This is a genomic window from Microbacterium sp. NPDC077663 (assembly GCF_044542795.1).
GTDB lineage: Bacteria > Actinomycetota > Actinomycetes > Actinomycetales > Microbacteriaceae > Microbacterium.
Window position 1 is genome coordinate 950786 of the sequence record NZ_JBITVE010000002.1, and the last position, 16854, is coordinate 967639.

17 protein-coding genes are annotated in these 16854 nt (G+C 70.2%); 8 read left to right on the forward strand and 9 right to left on the reverse strand.

Annotated features, from left to right (window positions below):
* Nucleotides 1–52 precede the first annotated feature (52 nt).
* Both ACIGEP_RS12095 and ACIGEP_RS12100 read left to right on the forward strand, forming a co-directional pair.
* Nucleotides 53–745: a hypothetical protein gene (locus ACIGEP_RS12095; protein ID WP_396661864.1), complete on the forward strand. Its 693-nt coding sequence runs from the start codon at nucleotides 53–55 to the stop codon at nucleotides 743–745.
* A 259-nt stretch (nucleotides 746–1004) separates the two neighbouring features.
* Complete coding sequence (locus tag ACIGEP_RS12100) at nucleotides 1005–1916, forward strand: endonuclease domain-containing protein (protein WP_396661865.1); 912 nt, start codon at nucleotides 1005–1007, stop codon at nucleotides 1914–1916.
* A 147-nt stretch (nucleotides 1917–2063) separates the two neighbouring features.
* Here the strand turns inward: ACIGEP_RS12100 and ACIGEP_RS12105 are convergent, their stop codons facing one another.
* From ACIGEP_RS12105 to ACIGEP_RS12115, 3 genes are read right to left on the reverse strand one after another with little or no spacing between them, the layout of a single operon-like run.
* Nucleotides 2064–2294 (reverse strand): helix-turn-helix domain-containing protein, encoded by a 231-nt coding sequence (locus ACIGEP_RS12105; protein ID WP_251577901.1) that lies wholly within the window; start codon nucleotides 2292–2294, stop codon nucleotides 2064–2066.
* The gene (locus tag ACIGEP_RS12110; protein WP_396661867.1) at nucleotides 2291–3052 is read right to left on the reverse strand and encodes a hypothetical protein; all 762 of its coding nucleotides are present in this window, start codon (nucleotides 3050–3052) and stop codon (nucleotides 2291–2293) included. The genes ACIGEP_RS12105 and ACIGEP_RS12110 overlap by 4 nt, the downstream gene beginning before the upstream one ends.
* A gap of 1 nt (nucleotide 3053) precedes the next feature.
* Nucleotides 3054–3794, reverse strand: a complete 741-nt coding sequence (locus tag ACIGEP_RS12115; RefSeq protein ID WP_396661868.1) for a hypothetical protein — start codon at nucleotides 3792–3794, stop codon at nucleotides 3054–3056.
* A 167-nt stretch (nucleotides 3795–3961) separates the two neighbouring features.
* Between ACIGEP_RS12115 and ACIGEP_RS12120 the strand changes: the two genes are divergently transcribed.
* Nucleotides 3962–6487 (forward strand): ATP-dependent Clp protease ATP-binding subunit, encoded by a 2526-nt coding sequence (locus tag ACIGEP_RS12120; RefSeq protein ID WP_253035648.1) that lies wholly within the window; start codon nucleotides 3962–3964, stop codon nucleotides 6485–6487.
* A gap of 53 nt (nucleotides 6488–6540) precedes the next feature.
* On the opposite strand, the gene ACIGEP_RS12125 is transcribed toward ACIGEP_RS12120, so the two are convergent.
* Nucleotides 6541–6969: a GNAT family N-acetyltransferase gene (locus ACIGEP_RS12125; RefSeq protein ID WP_396661869.1), complete on the reverse strand. Its 429-nt coding sequence runs from the start codon at nucleotides 6967–6969 to the stop codon at nucleotides 6541–6543.
* Between the two features lie 36 nt (nucleotides 6970–7005).
* Between ACIGEP_RS12125 and ACIGEP_RS12130 the strand changes: the two genes are divergently transcribed.
* A complete protein-coding gene (locus tag ACIGEP_RS12130; RefSeq protein WP_396661870.1) occupies nucleotides 7006–7497 on the forward strand; it encodes a GNAT family N-acetyltransferase in 492 nt (163 codons plus the stop codon).
* Between the two features lie 102 nt (nucleotides 7498–7599).
* On the opposite strand, the gene ACIGEP_RS12135 is transcribed toward ACIGEP_RS12130, so the two are convergent.
* The 4 genes from ACIGEP_RS12135 to ACIGEP_RS12150 are packed head-to-tail and all read right to left on the reverse strand — an operon-like array spanning nucleotide 7600 to nucleotide 10842.
* Complete coding sequence (locus tag ACIGEP_RS12135) at nucleotides 7600–8133, reverse strand: hypothetical protein (RefSeq protein ID WP_396661871.1); 534 nt, start codon at nucleotides 8131–8133, stop codon at nucleotides 7600–7602.
* Nucleotides 8117–8935 carry a prolipoprotein diacylglyceryl transferase gene (locus ACIGEP_RS12140; protein WP_396661872.1) on the reverse strand — a complete coding sequence of 273 codons (819 nt, stop codon included), beginning with the start codon at nucleotides 8933–8935 and terminating at the stop codon, nucleotides 8117–8119. Before ACIGEP_RS12140 ends, ACIGEP_RS12135 begins: the two co-directional genes overlap by 17 nt.
* Before the next feature lie 3 nt (nucleotides 8936–8938).
* The gene (locus ACIGEP_RS12145) at nucleotides 8939–9256 is read right to left on the reverse strand and encodes a hypothetical protein (RefSeq protein ID WP_396661873.1); all 318 of its coding nucleotides are present in this window, start codon (nucleotides 9254–9256) and stop codon (nucleotides 8939–8941) included.
* Entirely contained in the window at nucleotides 9253–10842 is a 1590-nt protein-coding gene (locus ACIGEP_RS12150; protein WP_396661874.1) for a radical SAM protein, read from the reverse strand. Before ACIGEP_RS12150 ends, ACIGEP_RS12145 begins: the two co-directional genes overlap by 4 nt.
* 167 nt (nucleotides 10843–11009) lie before the next feature.
* Between ACIGEP_RS12150 and ACIGEP_RS12155 the strand changes: the two genes are divergently transcribed.
* Entirely contained in the window at nucleotides 11010–11528 is a 519-nt protein-coding gene (locus ACIGEP_RS12155) for an AAA family ATPase (RefSeq protein ID WP_396661875.1), read from the forward strand.
* A 154-nt stretch (nucleotides 11529–11682) separates the two neighbouring features.
* Here the strand turns inward: ACIGEP_RS12155 and ACIGEP_RS12160 are convergent, their stop codons facing one another.
* Nucleotides 11683–13227: an amino acid permease gene (locus tag ACIGEP_RS12160; protein WP_396661876.1), complete on the reverse strand. Its 1545-nt coding sequence runs from the start codon at nucleotides 13225–13227 to the stop codon at nucleotides 11683–11685.
* A gap of 160 nt (nucleotides 13228–13387) precedes the next feature.
* On the opposite strand from ACIGEP_RS12160, the gene ACIGEP_RS12165 reads away from it, so the two are divergent.
* The 3 genes from ACIGEP_RS12165 to ACIGEP_RS12175 are packed head-to-tail and all read left to right on the forward strand — an operon-like array spanning nucleotide 13388 to nucleotide 16846.
* Nucleotides 13388–14743 carry a glutamine synthetase family protein gene (locus ACIGEP_RS12165; protein ID WP_396661877.1) on the forward strand — a complete coding sequence of 452 codons (1356 nt, stop codon included), beginning with the start codon at nucleotides 13388–13390 and terminating at the stop codon, nucleotides 14741–14743.
* Nucleotides 14724–15494 carry a gamma-glutamyl-gamma-aminobutyrate hydrolase family protein gene (locus tag ACIGEP_RS12170; RefSeq protein WP_396661878.1) on the forward strand — a complete coding sequence of 257 codons (771 nt, stop codon included), beginning with the start codon at nucleotides 14724–14726 and terminating at the stop codon, nucleotides 15492–15494. Before ACIGEP_RS12165 ends, ACIGEP_RS12170 begins: the two co-directional genes overlap by 20 nt.
* Nucleotides 15491–16846 (forward strand): aldehyde dehydrogenase family protein, encoded by a 1356-nt coding sequence (locus ACIGEP_RS12175; RefSeq protein ID WP_396661879.1) that lies wholly within the window; start codon nucleotides 15491–15493, stop codon nucleotides 16844–16846. Before ACIGEP_RS12170 ends, ACIGEP_RS12175 begins: the two co-directional genes overlap by 4 nt.
* Nucleotides 16847–16854: the final 8 nt, after the last annotated feature.

A 16854-nucleotide genomic window follows, 5' to 3' on the forward strand; every position in this document is an offset into this window, starting at 1 on the left:
TCCCTCGGTTGTGGACACTTCTCGGGTGTCCGCCACTGAGGAGGAGACCCACATGCGCACCCGTCTGATCGCCGCGCTCGCCGGCTCGTTCGTCGTCGCCACCGCGCTCGCCGCCTGCGCGACGCCCGCAGCGCAGGATGCGGCACCGGGCGGAGGAGCGGATGCCGTGGCGCCGACCGCGCGCGTCGACGCCGGGTGGCTCGACGGGGGCGCGACGATCGGGGTGGTGACGTACGGGAGTTCGTCGTGCCGTCCCGAGGTCTCGACGGTGGCGGACGACGACGGGGTGATCGTCGTGGCCCTGCGTGAGCCGACTGCGGATGCCTGCACGGACGACCTCGTGGCACGGGCTCTCGAGGTGCCCGTCCCCGCAGGCGTCGAGGCAACCGTCGATCAGCGGGTCCGCGTCGAACTCGAGGACGTCCGAACCGACATCGACCTGACCGCCTACCGCGGCGGGCCCGTCGAGGAGTTCGCGCCCTCCGCCTCGTGGATCGGGGATCGCGTGATCGCGCTGCGCACCTGGGGATCGTCGTCGTGCCTGCCGATCGTGACCGACACGCGCGTCGCGTCACCGGCATCCGTCGTCGTCCGATTCGAGACCCCGCCCACCGACCAGGTCTGCACGATGGACATGGCGCCGCAGCTCACCCTCGTGCAGCTCGACCCCGACGCGGTGGTCGACCGCGACGCGACCGTGAGCTTCGGCGTGCTCGACGCGGCCGAGACGGTGCCGATCCGCTGACGGGGGGCTGCGTTCCGGGGACGCGTTCGGTCGCGTGTGCGGGGTTCGGACGGCGCGTTGCGTCCCTGCAACCTGCGTCACTTCCGCTCCGGGGACGCGCGTGGTCGTCTGCCGCGCGCGTGCGCGACAGTTCGGGTCCCCGGAACCGTTACGCGGCGTCCTCCCCACCACGTCCGCGGCGCCACGCGTCCACCGGCCCGGGATCGCCCCGCTCGTTGGGCCGCCATCGCGCGAGCATCGGCGCATGAAGCCTCGGCCGTTGCCCCCTGCTCTCGGGTCCGCGTTCTCGGTGAAGACGGCGACGGATGCCGGTGTGTCGCCGCGCCGGCTCCGCGCGCGTGACCTCGACCGGCCGTTTCGCGGCGTGCGTGTGCGGTCGGCGCCGGTGCCGGCGGATGGCGAGGACGTCCACGCGCAGCGAGCGCTCGCGTACGCCGTGGCGTTGCCCGACGGTCAGTTCTTCAGTCATGTGACCGCCGCCGTGCTGTGGGGTCTGCCGCTACCTGCGTCCGCGATCCGACCCGCAGAGGTGGATGTCGCCGTCCTCGCGCCCGGCCGGACGCCGAGGGGCGCGCGCATCCGAGGGCACCGCATGGTTCAGGCCTCCACTCGGGTCTGCGTCCACCCGCAGCTGGGCGTGCCGTTGCTCGCCCCGACATCCACGTGGGCGAGTCTGGGCGCGGTCCTCGACGTCCGTGACCTCGTCGCGGTCGCCGACGCGATCGTCCGCGTGCCGATGTTCCGCGGCGATCCGCCCCCGCTCGCGACGATCGACGACCTCGCTGCTGCGTCGACGGGGCGGAGGGTGGGAATCGCCCGCCTGCGCGCCGCGCTGCCGCTCGTGCGGGAACGGTCGGCATCCCGTCCCGAGACGTGGTGCCGCCTCGCGCTGATCGACGGCGGGCTTCCTGAACCCGAGCTCAACTGGAACATCGTCGTGAACGGGCGACTCGTCGCGTGCGTGGACCTCGCGTACCCGCGCGAGCGCGTCGCCGTCGAGTACGACGGCGAGCACCACCTGGTCGACGCGCGGCAGTGGTCGCGCGACATCGGACGCCATGAGGCGCTCGCCGCCGCGGGCTGGATCGTCATCCGGGTCACGAAGCAGCACCTGTTCACGGATGCCGCCGGTGTCGTCGCGCGCGTTCGGCGCGCGCTCGCGGGTCGCTGACCCGTTCCGGGGACGCGACGCGTCGCGTGATCGTGCGCGAAACGGCAGGTCGCGTCCCTGGAGACGGCGCGTCGGAGGTTCCGGGGACGCTACGTGTCGCCCGCGGAGCCACCGCGCGACACTTCGCGTCCCCGGAGCCGACCCGGCTCAGTCCGCGCGGACGAGGAGCTCGCCGACCTCGCAGTCGAGGGCGCGGCAGATCGCGGACAGCGTCGAGTAACGGATCGCGCGGGCGCGGTCGTTCTTGAGGATCGACAGGTTCACCACCGAGACGCCGACGATCTCGGAGAGGCGCGTCAGCGTCATGTTGCGTTCGGCGAGCAGCTCGTCGAGTCGACAGTGGATGCCGGTGAGCTCGTCCTCTTCGGCGGGACTCACACGAGTCCCTTCACGTCCTGCTGGAGGCGGGAGCCGGAGCGCAGGATCGCTCCCAGGACCGCGAATGCGAGGCCGACCGCGATCGGCCAGAACGGGAAGGAGATCCGGACGGTGGATGCCGGAACCCACGCGTCGAAGACGTTGTCGATCCCGGGGAAGTCGCCCTCCCAACCGCCGCCCTTCGTCCCGAACAGCTGCGTCGAGGCGATGCTCCCCGCGATGTCGCCCATCACCTGTGCAGCGACTCCGCCGAAGGCGACGACGGCTCCGGTCGTGGTCGCCATCTTCGCCACGACGGGCGCGAACGCGGCGCCCTCCAACAGGCGCGAGCATGCGATGACCACGAAGAGGGCGATGACCCCGGGGATCGCCCAGACGATCATCTGACTGATTCCCCAGAGGACACGCGCGACCGGGCTCAGCCCGTCTACGGCCAGCGTGACGCTCGTGAACCCGCCGGCGACCCGGGTGGCCTCGGTTTGCAAGTCGACCGTGCTCGGGAGCTGCGGCCAGAACTCCTGAATCGGCATCGTGATCGAGACTGCCGGCGTCAGCAGCGGGATCAGCAGGTTCGCGATCGCACCGACGGCGGCGAAAACCACCCACAGGAGTCCGATCACCCGGGTGACCCGCACGAGCGACCCGGCGTCGTCGCCCGCCCGTGCGCGGCGAGCAGTTGCGACGGCGAACGCCACGATGGTCCCGATGAGGAGTACGACGACGAGTACCGCCGCGATGACGATCATGATCCGCGCCATGTCACACCAACCCTTCGGTCTCGCGCTGCAACCTCGCGCCCTGTCGGAAGATCACGCTCAGTGCGCCCAACCCGAGCGCGACGCCCAGTGGCCAGGCGGGCGGGACGATGCTGAAAGTTCGTCCCGCGGCCACCGCCGCATCCGTCCCCGGTGCGGGGAGCACCTGCTGTGCGACAAGGGTGGAACCGACGTCGGTGAGGAGTGCGCCGAGCGTCCCAGCGACGAGCACGATGATCGCGCTGATGAGCAGCCACCGAGACGTCCGCGCGGCGAACGCGGGCCCGTCGATGGCGCGCTGGCTGAGCACGGCGATCACGAGCCCCGGAACTCCGACCACGAGCAGCGAGAGGACGTCGCCGGCGCTGAGGAGTGCGCGCAGCCCGCCATCGAGCCCACCGACGGTGGCGCGCGCGGAGTCCGTTCCCGCGCAGTACAGCTCGGTTGCGCCGGTGGGCTCGTAGTCACCCGTCTGGCAGGGCAGGTTCGTCGGCCACACCGTCTCGATGGGCATCGCAGCGATGTCGTACGTGGCGCTCGACACGCCGCGGACGATCAGGAACACGGCTCCGAAGAGCACGATCGCCACCCAGATCCGAGCCATCGCCGCAATCACGTCCAGGAGAACAGACGGCGACTTCCGACGGCGTGCGTCCCAGACGAGGAGCCCGACGAGCGCGCCGATGATCGCGACCCCGATGCCCGTCGACAGCAGCACCGCTGGCAGATCGGTTCCAGAGACCATTTTTCCTCCATAACGACATTCGTTGTTATCGAAAAACGTTATGCCCACGGATGCCGTGACCGCAAGCCCCGACTCCGGTATGCCCACGGCGAACACGGGCATACCGGCATCCGTGCGTCGTTAGCCTCTACGTAAGACGCCGCCAGTGCGTCGAGTGGAGGTGGACGATGTTCGAGAGATTCACAGACCGTGCACGTCGTGTGGTGGTGCTCGCCCAAGAAGAGGCGAAGATGCTGAACCACAACTACATCGGCACGGAGCACATCCTCCTCGGCCTGATCCACGAGGGCGAGGGCGTCGCCGCCAAGGCCCTCGAGAGCCTCGGCATCTCGCTCGACGCCGTGCGCGAGCAGGTCCAGGACATCATCGGACAGGGGCAGCAGCAGCCGACGGGTCACATCCCGTTCACGCCGCGCGCCAAGAAGGTGCTCGAGCTGTCACTGCGCGAAGCGCTGCAGCTGGGCCACAACTACATCGGCACCGAGCACATCCTGCTCGGGCTCATCCGTGAGGGCGAGGGTGTCGCCGCTCAGGTTCTCGTGAAGCTCGGCGCCGACCTGAACAAGGTGCGCCAGCAGGTCATCCAGCTGCTCAGCGGCTACCAGGGCAAGGAGCCCGCGGGCGTCGCGACCGGCGCCGGCGAGCAGGCGCAGGCCACCGCTCAGGGCGGGTCGGCTGTGCTCGACCAGTTCGGCCGCAACCTCACGCAGGCCGCGCGCGACAACAAGCTCGACCCCGTCATCGGGCGCGAGAAGGAGATCGAGCGCGTGATGCAGATCCTCTCGCGTCGCTCGAAGAACAACCCGGTCCTCATCGGTGAGCCCGGCGTCGGCAAGACCGCCGTCGTCGAGGGTCTCGCGCAGGCGATCGTCAAGGGCGAGGTGCCCGAGACGCTCAAGGACAAGCAGGTCTACTCGCTCGACCTCGGCTCGCTCATCGCCGGTTCCCGCTACCGCGGTGACTTCGAGGAGCGCCTGAAGAAGGTCACCAAGGAGATCCGCACGCGCGGCGACATCATCGTCTTCATCGACGAGATCCACACCCTCGTGGGTGCCGGTGCCGCCGAGGGCGCGATCGACGCCGCCAGCATCCTGAAGCCGCTGCTCGCCCGTGGTGAGCTGCAGACGATCGGTGCGACGACGCTCGACGAGTACCGCAAGCACTTCGAGAAGGATGCTGCGCTGGAGCGCCGCTTCCAGCCGATCCAGGTGGCAGAGCCGAGCCTGCCCCACGCGATCAACATCCTGAAGGGCCTGCGCGACCGCTACGAGGCGCACCACAAGGTGCAGATCACCGACGGCGCCATCGTCGCCGCGGCGAACCTCTCCGACCGGTACGTCTCCGACCGCTTCCTGCCCGACAAGGCGATCGACCTGATCGACGAGGCCGGCGCCCGCCTGCGTCTGTCGATCCTGTCGAGCCCGCCCGAGCTGCGCGAATTCGACGAGAAGATCGCCAAGGTCCGCGAGGACAAGGAAGCCGCCAGCGAGGAGCAGGACTTCGAGAAGGCCGCCGCCCTGCGCGACGAGGAGAAGTCGCTCCTGGCCGAGCGCCTGCGCCTCGAGAAGCAATGGCGCTCGGGCGACGTCGCGTCGCACGCGGTCGTCGACGAGGGTCTGATCGCCGAGGTCCTGGCTCAGGCCACCGGCATCCCGGTCTTCAAGCTCACCGAGGAGGAGACCAGCCGTCTCGTCTTCATGGAGAAGGCTCTGCACCAGCGCGTCATCGGTCAGGAGGAAGCCATCGCGGCCCTCTCCCGCACGATCCGTCGCCAGCGTGCCGGCCTCAAGGACCCGAACCGTCCGTCGGGGTCGTTTATCTTCGCCGGACCCACGGGTGTCGGTAAGACCGAGCTGGCCAAGGCGCTCGCGGAGTTCCTCTTCGACGATGAGGGTGCGCTGATCTCCCTCGACATGTCGGAGTTCGGCGAGAAGCACACGGTCTCGCGACTGTTCGGTGCCCCTCCCGGATTCGTCGGCTTCGAAGAGGGCGGCCAGCTCACCGAGAAGGTGCGCCGCAAGCCGTTCTCCGTGGTCCTGTTCGACGAGATCGAGAAGGCCCACCCCGACATCTTCAACTCGCTGCTGCAGATCCTCGAAGAGGGCCGTCTGACCGACGGTCAGGGCCGTGTGGTCGACTTCAAGAACACCGTGATCATCATGACGACGAACCTCGGTTCGTCGGCGATCGCCGGTGGTCCGGTCGGCTTCCAGGTCGAGGGCAACTCGCAGACGACCTACGAGCGGATGAAGGGCAAGGTCGACGAGGAGCTGAAGCGTCACTTCAAGCCCGAGTTCCTCAACCGTGTCGACGACGTCATCGTCTTCCCGCAGCTGAACAAGGACGAGCTGCGCCAGATCGTGACGCTCTTCACCAAGCGCCTCAGCGAGCGTCTGCTCGACCGTGACATGACGGTGGAGCTGACGGATTCCGCGAAGGACCGCCTCATCGAGATCGGCTTCGACCCGACGCTGGGTGCCCGGCCGCTGCGCCGCGCGATGCAGCGCGAGGTCGAGGACCAGCTCTCCGAGCGGATCCTGCGCGGCGAGCTCAACGCCGGCGACCACGTGAAGGTCGACACCGAGAACGGCCGCTTCGTCTTCGCGACGACGCGCCAGGAAGGCCGCGAAGCGGTCGGCGTGGGAGCTGCGGGAGAGATCACCGCGAGCCCGGACATCATCGCCGGGTCGTAAGCGCCACGAATGACAGGGGTCGGATGCCGAGAGGCATCCGACCCCTTCGTCGTTCAGGCGCGGCGCACGAGAAAGACGTCGACCTCGTCCTCGGTCTCGAGTGCGAAGCTGTGGCGCTCGTACAGTCGCCGGGCAGGGCTGCCCTGCAGCACGTTCAGGCGCCAGGGGAGCGGGTGATTCTCGGCGAGCGTCGCCCGCAGGACCTCGGTGCCGATGCCGGCGCCGTGAACGTGCTCGGCGAGGTAGAAGTGCTCAAGCCAGGTGCCGTCGGCTGCGGGCCGGACGGCGATCGATCCGGCATCCGCTCCGTCGACGGCGATGACGCGGGTGAGAGTCGGATCGAAGGCGTCGAGGAACCGCTGCCGCACGCGGGTCTCGTCGTAGCGGCCGAGGCGCTCGAGGTCCGGCCGCAGGACCACCGCGCGCAGCTCGGCGATCCAGGTCGCGTCGTCGGGCGTCGAGGGGCGGAGGGTCCAGCGCATCCGTCCATTCAACCGCGAGCGGGAGAAGATGGGAGGGTGCGCGCATCCGTCACCGTCCGCCCGGCAGGTCTCGACGGGCCCGACCTGGCCGCGGTCGCATCGATGCTGGCCGATTATCATGCACAGACCGAGCGGGAGAAGGTCGAGCACGGGCTCGCCGAGCCCGGACCTCTGCCCGAGCGTTACGCGGTCGAGGTGCGCGATCCCGCGGCCTCCTTCGCCGGCGGCGAGGTGCTCGTCGCCGAGCGCGACGGAGCGGCCATCGGGATGGCAGTGATGCACCGCTCGGGGAGCGACGTCGAACTCAAGCGTCTGTGGGTCGCCCCCGCGGGGCGTCGGTCCGGTGCGGGGTCGGCCTTGCTGGCGGATGCCGCGGATCGCGCACGCGCCCTCGGTGCGACGGGGCTGCGCCTCTCGGTGTGGGACTGGCGAGCGAACGCCCTCGCGCTCTACGCGCGGCAGGGCTTCGTCGCCGCGCCCTCCTGGGAGTCGCGCGCACAGCTCGTGTGCCTGCGCCTTCCCCTCTGAGCCGCCGTCAGCGGATGCAATGGATGCCGGGCGACACCCGGCATCCGCGTGACGGTCATCGGGGTGTCGCGTCGGATCTGTTGCATCCGTGATCGGGCGGGCTCAGGTGAAGCCGCCGGGTGCCAGCAGTGCGACGCACGGGCCGAGGACGAGGATCCAGGCGGCGGCCGTGACGATCAGGATGCCGGTGCCGATGGGTCGCGTCCGTGCGGAGAACATCAGCGCGATGCCGACGACGGCGATGATCACGAACGGGATGAGGAAGCCGACAAGTCCCGTGGAGATCAGCGCGATCGCGAGCAGCCCGCCGAGGACGTAGGCGCCGCATCCGATGCCGGTGCCGATCCCCACACCGGCGCCGAAGCTCCGGGGTCGTGGTCCCGCGGCCTGCGCATAGCCCGGTGGTTCCGGCGAGATCCCGGGGTACGGCGGGGTAGGGTACGGCGGCCCGGCCTGCGGCGGGGTCGGGTACGGCGGGCCGGCCTGCGGCGGGGTCGGGTGCGGCGGACCGGCGGGCGGCTGTCCGGCGGGGTCGCCGGGCGGCGCGACCGGCGGAACCGGCGGCACGGCCGGCGGACCGCCCTGCGGGGGAGGAGTCGGGTCGGCGTCCTCGGGACGATCAGGTTCGGGGGACATCGGCGGCCATCCTTCCGATCGGCGGGGTTTCACTCAGGCGCAACCGCCCGCGCGCGGCCATCCAGGCGAGGCGGGCGAACAGCAGGGGGATCGTCACGGCGAGGAACAGCTGCGGCCGGGTCAGGCCGAGCCAGGCGACGTCGTTGCCGCGGACGAACTCGACCGCGAAGCGGAACACGGCGTACGCCGCGATGTACAGCGTCAGGGTCTCGCCCGGCGCGATGGGCCGGTGTCGCAACCAGAACCAGAGCACTGCGAACGCGACCGCATGGAAGAGGATCTCGTAGACGAAGCTCGGGTGCAGCGGCACACCCGCGGGCGCCCCGACCCGCGGGGCCGCGGCCGGGTCGAGGACGATGCCCCACCCTCCGCCGGTCGGGGTTCCCGGTTGCTCGGTCAGGAGGCATCCGATCCGTCCGATGGCCATGGCGAGTGCGACGGCGGGCGCGAAGAGGTCGCCGGACCGATCTGGGTACCGCGCGATCCGCTTCGCGACGTGGACACCGAGCCACGCGCCCACGAGCGCCGACAGCATCGACGCGTTGCCGTAGGCGAGCTGATCGATGAGCGACAGGTTCTTCGACGGATCCAGGTGCTGGGCCCAGGTGCCGAGCCGCGAGAGCACGGCCGCACCCATGAGCGATCCAAGCACGAGATAGGCGATCCGCGGGTCGGTGACGCCGCGGCGACGCTTCTCGACGAGGAAGACGACTCCCGCGGCGAGCAGCCCGAGACCCACGAACACGGCGTGCGTGTCGATCGCCGGCAGCCAGGGCGCGAGGTCTCTCAGCAGGGGGAACACGGGTCAGCCCAGCAGCCGCATCCAGAGCAGGACCCACAGCGGGATCGCCGCCAGGGCGAGCACCTCGAGCACGCACAGGTAGACCAGGACGAGGCGGGTGTCGCCGAGTCTGCAGCGCGACCGGAGCAGCCCCGCCCGACGTGCGCGGGCGTACCCCGCGATCGCGACACCGGCGAAGACGGCGACCGCGAGCGGACCGGCGACGGCGGCGATGGCGGCGATCGTCGCGAAGACGCACAGCCGGAGCGGGTCGAACGGGGCGACCGGATCGGCGACGCTCCCGTCGCGCTGATTGAGGTGACCGAATTCCGCGGCGCTCACGACGCGCTCACCGGGATCTGGCGTCGACCACCCGTCGCGGTCGACAAGCGGGTGCGGCCGAGTGGCGCCCACGCCTGCACGGCGCAGAACGGGGCGCACTGGTGCGCGTCCGTCGTCTCGTTCATCGTCGCGACGTGCACGCAGCACTGGGTGAGGCGCTCCTCGATCATCGTGTTGATGTCCATGAACGGCTTCACCGTCACGCGCAGGACCCGCTCGCCCATCATCTTGCGCAGCCGGGCATGCTGGCCCGGAAGTTTCGACGCGGCGAGGGTCGCGAGCGTCCCGATGCCGAGGTCGCAGTTCTGACAGATGTCGCGCCAGATCGAGCTCATCGACGGATGCGACAACGACGACTGCTCGCTCAGCAGGTCGAGCAGAGACCCCTTGACGACCTCGCGGATCGCCTTGTTCACGTTGCTGTCGGCGATGCGGTTGGCGAGCATGTCGGGTTGCAAGTCGAGGAGGTCCTTCAGTCGCTCGTGCCCGATGAGGCCGACGAGCGACTTCCACTCGCCGGCGTCGTCCTTCAGCAGATAGCCGACCGAGCAGCAGTGCGGGTGGCTGCACGGCAGGGCGGTCAGGTCGCGCCACGTGACCTCGCCGTCCGTCTGCGGGCCGAGCCGGTTCAGCACACCGGTGTGGGTGAGGCGGTCGTTCGGGTCGATGCCCGACGAGCGTCCCGAGCCGAACACGGGCTGGATCGTCACGCCGCCGACGAAGGGCGTCGCCATCGCGCGGCGGATGACCGCGCCGATCTCGCCGTCGTTGACCCCGAGGGTCGCCGTCATCGTCAGCGTGGTGAACACGCCGGCATCCGACAACCGCTCGATCGCGCGTTCCTTGAACCGGCGGATGTCGGCGCCGCGGTGGAAGGCGGATGCCTGTGCCGACTCGCCGTCGTACTGCAGGTAGACCTCGACCCGCTCGCGGTGCTTCTTGAGCACCTCGACGAAGGCGTCGTCCTGCGCGATGCGGAGGCCGTTCGAGTTGAGGAGGATGCGCACGATGGGGCGGGCGACGAGGTGCTCGAGCAGCTGCTCGAGCCACGGGTAGAGCGTCGGTTCGCCGCCCGAGAGCATCAGCACGTCGATGCGGTCGTTCTCCTTCGCGAGGCGCGCGTCGACCGAGGCGAGCACCTCGGCGAGCGGGGCGATCGCAGAGGCGGCAGGGCTCGACTCCGCGAAGCAGGTCGGGCACTTCAGATTGCAGTGGTCGAGCAGGTCCTCGAGCAGGATGCAGGTGTGCTGCGTCTGCATCTGCGGCAGCCCGTCCTCGTACGCCGAGGGCACGGGCTTGAAGTTGCCCATCGTGTCGGGTCCGTGCACCTTCGTCGGCGCGGTCCACTGCTCGAGGTAGGTGAGGATCTCGGCGGATTCGTCGTACAGCGTGCGCACGAGCCCGTGGTCGGGGCATCCGCGTTCGAGCCAGATCGTGCCGTCGCGGTCGGCGAGCCACCCCGACAGTCGTCGCACCTCGCTGAGCGGCCGGTCGGGGTCCTCCTCGTGGCACGTCGGGCAGAACGCGTTCACGTAGCGGTGGATGCGATAGTCGCGCAGGGGCATCCCCGCTCCGGCGTGGCTCATGCCCACACCCTAGCCCCGGGGTCGGCGGGGTCCAGGGGTGGCCGCGTGCACCGATGCGACGGATGCCGGGCGACACCCGGCATCCGTCGCCGTCATCGGCGCGTCGCACAGGATCCGTTGCATCCGCGGACGCCGGCGGCAGCGGGCGCGTGCTGCAGGATGGGGCCATGCTCATCGTCATGGCAGGGCTCCCGGCGACGGGGAAGAGCGCCCTCGCGGCGCGGGTGGCCGTCGAGCTGCGGTGTACCGTCCTGTCTGTTGATCCCATCGAGGCCGCGCTGTGGCGCGCGGGCGTCGACCGGGATCAGCCCACCGGGCTCGCGGCGTACGTCGTCGCCGAGGACCTCGCGCGCGAGCAGCTCCGCATCGGCGGTGACGTCATCATCGACGCGGTCAACGACGCCGGACTCGCTCGCCGGCAGTGGCGCTCACTCGCGGACGAGCAACGGGTCGAGGTCGCGTTCGTCGAGGTGGTCTGCGCGGACCCGGAGGAGCACCGACGCCGCCTGGAGAACAGACGGCGCGAGCTGAAGGGGTTCCCGGAACCCACCTGGGAGGAGGTCCGGGCACGCACGCCGGGCTTCGACGGATGGGACGACGAACGGATCACCGTCGACTCGATGCGGAGCCTCGACGAGAACGTGACCCGGACGGTCGATTACCTCCGCGGGTGCAGGGGTCGCTGAGCCCGTCAGCGGATGCAACGGGATGCCGGGCGACACCCGGCATCCGCGTCGCCGTCACCGGCGTGTCGCGCACGATCCGTTGCATCCGCGAACGCGGCCGGACGTGCGAACGGACCGGGCGCGCCCTCCGCAGCGCCCGGCCCGTCCGGGTCGGTCAGGAGCGACGGTCTCCGAAGACGTCCTTCTCCATGGCGTCGTAGCCCTCGCGCTGCGGGTCGCCGTGCAAACCGCCCGAGAGCGCGTACTCCTCCTCGGGGGAGAGGACGAGGCGCGTGCGACCGTAGACGGCGAACCCGATGAAGATCACGACGTAGACGATGATGATCGCCACGATCGCCAGCAGGTAGGCCGGGTTGAACAGCAGCCCGACGAACACGATGGCCGCGATGACGGCCGCCGAGTAGGCGCCGAACAGGCCCCACGGGCTCCTGTACGGGCGCTCGGCGTTCGGGAACTTCTTGCGGAGGATGATGAACGACACCATCTGCAGGAAGTACGCGAGCACCGCGCCCCACACGGCGATGTTCAGCACGATCGCGCCGGCCGGGCTGGCGTCGCCGCCGGCGGCCTGCAGGATGACGAGGGCGATGAACCCGAGCACGGCGCCGAACGTGAGCGCGACCCACGGCGTCTGGCGCTTGCCCGTCAGCGACAGCCAGCGCGGGTAGTACCCGGCCCGCGACAGCGAGTACATGTTGCGCCCGTAGGCGAACATGATGCCCATCAGCGAGGCGAGCAGACCGATGAGGGCGAGCAGCGACAGGAGGGCGGCGGCCTGGTCGGGCAGGAATGCCTTGAACCCGTCGAGGAGAGGCTCGACCGACTCGCCGGTGACCTCGGCGCCGAGGACGCCGGTGTTGAGGAACAGCACGATGAGGCCGGTCACGATGAGCGTGCCGCGGGCCCAGAGGCCGGCGCGCGGGATGTCGCGGGCGGGGTCGTGCGACTCCTCCGCGGCCAGCGGCAGCTCCTCGATGCCCAGGAAGAACCACATCGCGAACGGCAGCGCGAGCAGCACCGCGCCGATCCCGTGCGGCAGGAACGTCGACGACGCGAACGCGGCCGGGTCGGGCGCCATGTCCCACAGCGCGTCCCAGCTGAACGCTCCCGAGACGAGCGCCATGACGCCGAAGACGACGATGATGCCGATCGAGATGATCGAGACGACGATCGCGAACCCGAACGAGACGGCCGCACCGGCGGCGTTGAGGGCGATGAAGAGCGCGTAGAGGATGATCCACCACAGCCATGGCGGCAGGCTGACACCGGTGAGCAGCGACAGGGCCGAGTCGGCGTACTGACCCGAGAAGTAGACGACGACGGCGGTCGTGGCGACGTACTCGATCGTCTCGGCGAGACCGGTCGCGAGGCCGCCCCAGGGTCCCATCGCCGAGCGCGAGAACGAATAGGCGCCACCGGTGTGCGGCATGGCGGCCGCCATCTCGCCGATCGAGAACGTCAGGCCGTAGTACATGAGCACGAGCACGGCGAAGGCGATCAGCATGCCGCCGAACCCGGCGAAGCCGATGCCGAAGTTCCAGCCCGAGAAGTCTCCCGAGATGACGGCGGCGACCGCGAGGCCCCACAGTCCCCAGACGCCGGCGGAGCGCTTCAGCGTGCGTTTCTCGAAGTACCCCTCCTCGGCTCGGGTGTACCGGACACCGCCGGTGGCGGGGGGAGTGGTGCGCGGATTCGTCATGAGACCTCCTGGCTGCGGTCGGCGCGGCAGGGCGCCGTCGGGTCGGCGCGCTGGCTCACGCCTTGCGGATGAGTGTGGCGTCTATTGGTATGCCATGTCTACCTTTGGCATGTAGCGTTCTCGTTACAGAACCGACCAGCGCACGACGGAAGGACGACCGATGCCCGGCAACCTGACGGTGGACGAGCTCGCCGACGCGATCGCGAACGACGAGATCGACACGGTGATCGTCGCCTTCCCCGATGCGCAGGGCCGCCTGGTCGGCAAACGCGTCGCGGGTAGGTTCTGGCTCGACGAGGTCGCCGGCCACGGCGCCGAAGTCTGCGACTACCTCCTCTCGGTCGACGTCGACCTCAACACGATCGACGGCTACGCGATGTCGGGCTGGGACAAGGGCTACGGCGACCTCGTGCTGCGCCCCGACATGGCGACGCTCCGACGGATCCCGTGGCAGCCGGCGACCGCCCTCGTCATGGCCGACCTCGACTACGTCGCCGGCGGCGCCGTCGTGCAGTCGCCCCGCGGCATCCTGAACGCGCAGCGGCAGCGCCTCGCCGACCGAGGCCTCATCGCCTACTCGGGCACGGAGCTCGAGTTCATCGTCTTCGACGATTCGTTCCGGGACGCCTGGGCAAAGCGCTACGCGGGACTGCAGGCATCCACCGACTACAACGTCGACTACAACCTGCTCGCCACGACCCGGCTCGAGCCGCTGCTGCGCGACATCCGCCGCGGCATGGAGGGCGCCGGGCTCTACTGCGAGGGCGTCAAGGGCGAGTGCCACGACGGGCAGCAGGAGATCGCGTTCCGCTTCGCCGAGGTGCTCGAAACGGCCGACCAGCACACGATCTATAAGAACGGCGCGAAGGAGATCGCCGACGCGCACGGCAAGTCCCTGACCTTCATGGCGAAGTTCGACCAGCGCGAGGGCAACAGCTGCCACATCCATCTCTCCGTCCGCGGTGAGGACGGCGAGGCGGTCATGGCCGGCGACGGCGAGTACGGTTTCAGCCCCCTGATGGAGCACTGGATCGCCGGCATCCTCGCGACGCTTAAGGAGTTCGCGCTGCTCTACGCCCCGACGATCAACTCGTACAAGCGCTTCGCGAAGGGCTCGTTCGCCCCGACCGGGATCGCGTGGGGCGTCGACAACCGCACGTGCGCGCTGCGCGTCGTCGGCAAGGGCTCGTCGCTGCGCGTCGAGAACCGCGTGCCCGGCGGCGACGTGAACCCGTACCTCGCGATCTCGGCGATCATCGCGGGTGGTCTGCACGGCATCGAGAACGAGCTCGCACTGCCCGCTCCCCTCACCGGGAACGCGTACGATTCCGACGTCGATCACCTGCCGACGACCCTCCGCGAAGCGGCGGACCTCTTCGAACAGTCGGAGATCGCCCGGGCGGCGTTCGGCGAGGACGTCGTCGCCCACTACCTGCACCAGGCCCGCGTCGAGGTCCTCGCCTACGACGCCGCCGTGACCGACTGGGAGCGCATCCGTGGCTTCGAACGTCTCTGACCCCGCGGGCGGCCGCCGCCCCGTCATCGGACTCACGACCTACCTCGAGCGCGCGACGCAGGGGGTCTGGGACGTGCGCGCGAGCTTCCTGCCGCAGCAGTACTTCGACGCCGTGACCGCCTCGGGCGGCGTCGCCGTGCTGCTGCCGCCGCAGCCCTCCGCCCAGGCTGCCGCCGCAGCGGTGCTCGACGGCCTCGACGGGCTGATCCTCACCGGCGGACTCGACGTGCAGCCCGAGCTGTACGGCGCGCCCCGGCATCCGCTCACCGACCCGGCCCGCGCGGACCGCGACGAGTGGGAGCTCGCCCTGCTCGCCGGAGCGCGGGAGCGCGGCATGCCGGTGTTCGGCATCTGCCGCGGCCTGCAGCTGATCAACGTCGCCTACGGCGGCACGCTGCACCAGCACCTGCCCGAGGCCCTCGGGACGGAGCGCTACAAGATCGGCGGCGGCGTCTTCGCCGAGAACACCGTCGGGGTGGATGCCGAGACGACCCTCGCCGGCCTGATCGGCGCCGGTCCCTACACGGTGCACAGCTACCACCATCAGGGTGTCGACCGGCTCGGTGAGGGACTCGTCGCCACCGCCCGGACCGACGACGGGCTCGTGCAGGCGTTCGAGGCCCCCGGAGACGACTACCTCGTCGCGGTGCAGTGGCACCCCGAGGAGAACTCCGCCGATCGGCGCCTGTTCCTCGGGCTCGTCGCCGCCGCCGACGCCTTTATGGCCGCCCATCGGGGAGTCGCCGCGTGAGCGTCTTCACCGTCCTGAACCCCGCCACCGGCGCTGCGGTGCGCGACGTCGAGCTCGCCTCGGTCGAACAGGCGGATGCCGCGATCGCCCGTGCCGTCCGTGCGCAGCGCGCGTGGGCGGAGCTCGCCCCCGTCGCCCGAGCCGACGCGCTGCGGAACTTCGCGCGCGTCGTCGAGGCTCACGTCGAGGAGCTCGCCCGGCTCGAGGTGCTCGAGGCGGGGCATCCGATCTCTTCGGCGCGGTGGGAGGCGTCGCACGTCGCGCAGGTGCTGAACTACTACGCGGGGGCGCCGGAACGCCTGATCGGCAGCCAGATCCCGGTCGCCGGCGGACTCGACGTCACCTACCACGAGCCGTACGGCGTGGTCGGGATCATCGTGCCCTGGAACTTCCCGATGACGATCGCCTCGTGGGGGTTCGCGCCCGCGCTCGCCGCCGGCAACGCCGTCGTCCTGAAGCCGGCCGAGCTCACGCCGCTGACCGCGATGCGCCTCGGCGACCTGGCGCTCGAGGCGGGGCTGCCCGAGGGCGTCTTCACGGTCATCCCCGGTGCGGGTCCCGTCGTGGGCGAACGTTTCGTGACGCATCCCGACGTCCACAAGGTCGTCTTCACGGGATCGACCCGGGTCGGTACCGAGGTCGCCGCGGGCTGCGCGCGCGAGCTGAAGCCCGTGACCCTCGAACTCGGAGGCAAGAGCGCCAACATCGTGTTCGCCGACGCCGACCTCGAGGCGGCCGCCGCGGCCGTTCCCGGATCGGTGTTCGACAACGCGGGTCAGGACTGCTGCGCGCGCAGTCGGCTGCTCGTCGAGCGCTCGGTGTACGACCGGTTCCTCGAGCTCGTCGAGCCCGCCGTCGCCGCCTGGCGCGTCGGCGACCCGAACGACGAGGGCACGGAGATGGGACCGCTCATCTCCGCGGGGCAGCGCGACCGCGTCGCGGGGTATGTCGAGGGGGCGGACGTCGCGTTCCGAGGGAAGGCGCCCGACGGTGACGGGTTCTGGTTCGCTCCGACCGTCGTGCTCGCCGATCGCGGCGACCGCATCGCGAAGGAGGAGGTCTTCGGACCCGTCGTCGCCGTGCTGCCCTTCGACGACGAGGCCGACGCGATCGCCCTCGCGAACGACACCGTCTACGGACTCGCGGGCTCGATCTGGACGCGCGACCTGGGGCGCGGCATCCGCGTCTCGCGAGGGGTGCGCAGCGGCGTGCTGTCGGTCAACTCGCACTCCTCCGTCCGCTACGCGACCCCCTTCGGCGGCATGAAGGCCTCGGGCCTCGGCCGCGAGCTCGGACCCGACGCGGCCGAGCACTTCACCCAGACCAAGAACGTCTTCTACGCCACCTCCTGACCCGGAAG

Bases quoted from the DNA above. Each gene is read 5' to 3' on its own strand.
- ACIGEP_RS12095 (WP_396661864.1), top strand. From the start codon at position 53: ATGCGCACCCGTCTGATCGCCGCGCTCGCCGGCTCGTTCGTCGTCGCC.
- ACIGEP_RS12110 (WP_396661867.1), bottom strand. From the start codon at position 3,052: ATGGCGCGGATCATGATCGTCATCGCGGCGGTACTCGTCGTCGTACTC.
- ACIGEP_RS12115 (WP_396661868.1), bottom strand. From the start codon at position 3,794: ATGGTCTCTGGAACCGATCTGCCAGCGGTGCTGCTGTCGACGGGCATC.
- ACIGEP_RS12120 (WP_253035648.1), top strand. From the start codon at position 3,962: ATGTTCGAGAGATTCACAGACCGTGCACGTCGTGTGGTGGTGCTCGCC.
- ACIGEP_RS12125 (WP_396661869.1), bottom strand. From the start codon at position 6,969: ATGCGCTGGACCCTCCGCCCCTCGACGCCCGACGACGCGACCTGGATC.
- ACIGEP_RS12135 (WP_396661871.1), bottom strand. From the start codon at position 8,133: ATGTCCCCCGAACCTGATCGTCCCGAGGACGCCGACCCGACTCCTCCC.
- ACIGEP_RS12150 (WP_396661874.1), bottom strand. From the start codon at position 10,842: ATGAGCCACGCCGGAGCGGGGATGCCCCTGCGCGACTATCGCATCCAC.
- ACIGEP_RS12155 (WP_396661875.1), top strand. From the start codon at position 11,010: ATGCTCATCGTCATGGCAGGGCTCCCGGCGACGGGGAAGAGCGCCCTC.
- ACIGEP_RS12160 (WP_396661876.1), bottom strand. From the start codon at position 13,227: ATGACGAATCCGCGCACCACTCCCCCCGCCACCGGCGGTGTCCGGTAC.
- ACIGEP_RS12165 (WP_396661877.1), top strand. From the start codon at position 13,388: ATGCCCGGCAACCTGACGGTGGACGAGCTCGCCGACGCGATCGCGAAC.